The sequence below is a fragment of the Polaromonas sp. genome, from assembly GCF_030682935.1.
GTDB lineage: Bacteria > Pseudomonadota > Gammaproteobacteria > Burkholderiales > Burkholderiaceae_C > Polaromonas.
The window spans coordinates 1-3,023 of the sequence record NZ_JAUXNA010000132.1 but is presented as its reverse complement, the minus strand read 5'-3'; the positions used below and the strand labels follow the sequence as shown (position 1 = coordinate 3,023).

Below are 3,023 nucleotides of genomic sequence, written 5' to 3'. Positions count from 1 at the left end.
GGCTTCCATTTCTTGCACCTGCTGCACCACCAGCAGCGCGGCCGCCTGCGCGAGGTGGCCATCGAGCAGTTCGTCAAGTTCGTGGCTCACGTCAAACCAGGTCATCACCGCCGTGACCAGCCAGACGCCCACCACCACGGTGAGCACCATCACCAGCAGCCGCCCTTGCAGCGAACGGGGAGACTTGATCATGCTTTCGGTGCGTCACGCACCAGCATATAGCCGACGCCACGCACCGTGTGGATCAACGCCGTGCCCAGCTTGCGGCGCAAATTGTGGATATGCACCTCAATCGCGTTACTTTCGACCTCCTGGCCCCAGCTGTAGAGCTGCTGCTCCAGTTGCTCGCGCGACAGCACGCGGTTGGCGCTAAGCATAAACGCCTGCAGCAGGTCAAACTCCCGGGTTGACAGCGTGACAGGCTCGCCGGCCTGACGCACCGAGCGCGCCGCCGGGTCCAGTACCACGTCCTGCGCGCTCAGGCATTCCTGCGGCTGGCCGTGCGCGCGGCGCACCAGCGCCCGCAGCCGTGCAGCCAGTTCGTGCAGGTCCACCGGCTTGACCACATAGTCGTCGGCGCCCACATCCAGCCCGCGTATGCGGTCCGGCACGGCGTCACGCGCGGTTAGCACCAGCACCGGCGTGGCGATGCCCGCACGGCGAATGGCGGCCAGCACGTCGAGCCCGTCCTTGCGGGGCAGCCCGAGGTCGAGCACGGCGACTTCGTAGGGCTGCGCGCGCAACTCGCGCTCTGCAGCCTCGCCGTCGCACACCCAGTCAACCAGGAATCCGAGCTGCCTGAGGCCGGCGCGCAGGCCATCACCTAGCAGCGGGTCGTCTTCGGCAAGCAAAATGCGCATGAGGGGGATTGTTCCATATAGGTGTGTTCAGTCGTGATCGCGATCATTCGCCACTGCGGCAGACTGGTCGGCAAGCCCACCGCCCGCCGCTGGCGCACTTTGCCACTGCAACCACCAAAAGCCCAGCACCGCCGCCAGCATCAACACAGCCAGTATCCGCCAAGCGCTGCGAATGCCCTCTTCAGGGGTGCCCAGCTTGCGTCCGGTGACCATAGCGCGCACCAGGTTCTCCCGGTGCAGCCAACTGGCCACCACCACACCCGCGATATGGACGCCGACAACCCCCAGCATCAAGTTGGCTGCCGCATCATGTACCTCTGCCAGCCACTCGCCTGCGACGTCGTTGTAGATAGCCCAGCCCGATGCGGTAATCACCAGTACCAACCCCAACAGGGCCAGGATGGCCAGCGACCCAGCCGGATTGTGCCCAATATGGTGCTCGGGTTGCCCGCGCAGCATCGCGCCCACGTAGCGTGCCACGGCCTTGGGGCCACGAACAAAGGCCGAGAAGCGCGCATAGCGGGTACCCATCAGGCCCCAGAGAATGCGAAAAACCACCAGCCCAGCCATGGTGTAGCCCAGCGTTACATGCACCAGCCGCCAGCTTTCGCCCTCGGAAGTGATGTAGGCGCCTGCAAAGCAGAGCGCCATGAGCCAGTGAAAGACACGAACGGGGGCATCCCATACGAGTATCTTGCCGGCTCCGGGCTCGTTCACGGGCGCTTTAGCGGGGGATGCGGACGTAGCGTTCATTGAAATCCCCTTTATCAGCTTGGGTGTGGCAGGCGGCGCAGTTGGCAGCGCTCTTGACCGCTGGCAACTTCCAGGTCGCCGCGCTCACTTCGTCGTGCTCGCGGATAAACCACGCCGAGCGGGTGATGCGGTCTTGCGGCGGCGCTTCGCGCACGCGCTTGTAGGTGCCGGCCTTCGCGTTCAGCCAGGTCCCGATCTCTTTCAGCGTCGCCGGGTCCAGTGAGGCATCCGTACCGTAGTGCTTCGGCAGGTTAGCCATCAGTCGCGTCCAGGAAGCGGCTGGCAGCATGCCGGGGGGATAGGCGACATGGCAGGCGGCACATTCCTGCTGGTATTTGGGCAACAAGGGCACCATGCGCTTGTCGCCATCGGCCAGAGCCGTGTGGCTGATACCGATGGCGGCGAGCAAGGCGAACAAGACCCGATCAACACGGGCGTGAAGTGGAAACGACATGATTGCTTCTCCTTGTAGCGTGAATGAAATGCAGGTCATCAAGGTTTGAGCGTCATCAGCCAGCTCAGCACATCGGCCTTCTCGGCGGCCGAGCACTCGCGGCCCACAACGTCGCTGCAATTGCGACGAAACCATTTTTCGGTCTTGGCCGCGTCGGTGAAGCGCTCGGGGTTGAAGGCCGGCGCCAAGGGGGCGATCGACTTGCCGGTCGAGGCATGCTTTTCGGCCTGTTTTGGCACCGCGCCATGGCATGAGGCGCAACTCCATTCACGGCCGTGGCGGGTGGTGAACAGTTGCTGGCCGCGGGCAGGTACAGCGGGCGAGCCGGCCTGGGCGGTGTAGCCCGCCAGCATTTCAGCGGGCGTGGCCGCTTGGACAGCCGGTGCGAACGCGGTGCACGCCAGCCCTGCAGCGGCGAGCATGGTTTTGTATGAAAGCGATAGGTTCATGGCGACTCCTTGTTTTTTGTAGCCTTCATGATGCGGTGGCATCCTTAGGACTTTCTTAAGCCAAGCGGCATCTCCTCAGACGCCCTTCAGCCGCTACGGCCAAGATGCAGACATCCATCAGCGTCAGGCCGATAATTCGCGCTTGCGCCACAGCGCACCCATCACTCCGTCAAATTTCCAGAAACACCCATGAATTTCAACGCCCTCGCCGACGACCCCGAAGACACCCAACACAGCCTGGCCGAGCGCGCAGCGGCCGCATCCCGCAGCACCTGGGTCAGCGTGGGCGTCAACATCGTCCTGACCGTTGTCCAGATCAGCGCCGGCATCCTGTCCAAATCGCAAGGTCTCATCGCCGACGGTATCCATTCGCTGTCAGATCTGGTTTCAGACTTCGTGGTGCTGTTTGCCAGCCATCACAGCAAAAAGGACGCGGATGAAGGCCACCCTTATGGCCACCAGCGCTTCGAGAATGCCGCCTCGCTGGTGCTGGGTGTGCTGCTGCTG

At 63.5% G+C, this 3,023-nt stretch carries 5 protein-coding genes and 1 pseudogene; 1 reads left to right on the top strand and 5 read right to left on the bottom strand.

Annotation, left to right across the window (positions count from 1 at the left end):
• The 5 genes and pseudogenes from Q8K05_RS06070 to Q8K05_RS06050 form a co-directional block, all read right to left on the bottom strand.
• Positions 1-192 (bottom strand): annotated as a pseudogene (locus Q8K05_RS06070) (two-component sensor histidine kinase); the annotation flags it as partial.
• A complete protein-coding gene (locus Q8K05_RS06065) occupies positions 189-860 on the bottom strand; it encodes a response regulator (protein WP_305245615.1) in 672 nt (223 codons plus the stop codon). The pseudogene Q8K05_RS06070 and the gene Q8K05_RS06065, both read right to left, overlap by 4 nt.
• 27 nt (positions 861-887) lie before the next feature.
• Positions 888-1,613 (bottom strand): cytochrome b/b6 domain-containing protein, encoded by a 726-nt coding sequence (locus Q8K05_RS06060; protein WP_305245614.1) that lies wholly within the window; start codon positions 1,611-1,613, stop codon positions 888-890.
• On the bottom strand, positions 1,585-2,067 hold the full coding sequence (locus tag Q8K05_RS06055) for a diheme cytochrome c (protein WP_305245613.1): 483 nt from the start codon (positions 2,065-2,067) through the stop codon (positions 1,585-1,587). The genes Q8K05_RS06060 and Q8K05_RS06055 overlap by 29 nt, the downstream gene beginning before the upstream one ends.
• Positions 2,068-2,105: 38 nt before the next feature.
• Positions 2,106-2,516 carry a DUF1924 domain-containing protein gene (locus Q8K05_RS06050; protein ID WP_370868783.1) on the bottom strand — a complete coding sequence of 137 codons (411 nt, stop codon included), beginning with the start codon at positions 2,514-2,516 and terminating at the stop codon, positions 2,106-2,108.
• A gap of 189 nt (positions 2,517-2,705) precedes the next feature.
• Between Q8K05_RS06050 and Q8K05_RS06045 the strand changes: the two genes are divergently transcribed.
• Positions 2,706-3,023: cation diffusion facilitator family transporter (locus Q8K05_RS06045; RefSeq protein WP_305245612.1), on the top strand; the 318-nt coding region annotated here is incomplete at its 3' end.

Excerpts from the sequence above, each read along its gene's own strand:
- Q8K05_RS06060 (WP_305245614.1), bottom strand. The coding sequence starts at position 1,613 with ATGAACGCTACGTCCGCATCCCCCGCTAAAGCGCCCGTGAACGAGCCC.
- Q8K05_RS06050 (WP_370868783.1), bottom strand. The coding sequence starts at position 2,516 with ATGAACCTATCGCTTTCATACAAAACCATGCTCGCCGCTGCAGGGCTG.
- Q8K05_RS06055 (WP_305245613.1), bottom strand. The coding sequence starts at position 2,067 with ATGTCGTTTCCACTTCACGCCCGTGTTGATCGGGTCTTGTTCGCCTTG.
- Q8K05_RS06065 (WP_305245615.1), bottom strand. The coding sequence starts at position 860 with ATGCGCATTTTGCTTGCCGAAGACGACCCGCTGCTAGGTGATGGCCTG.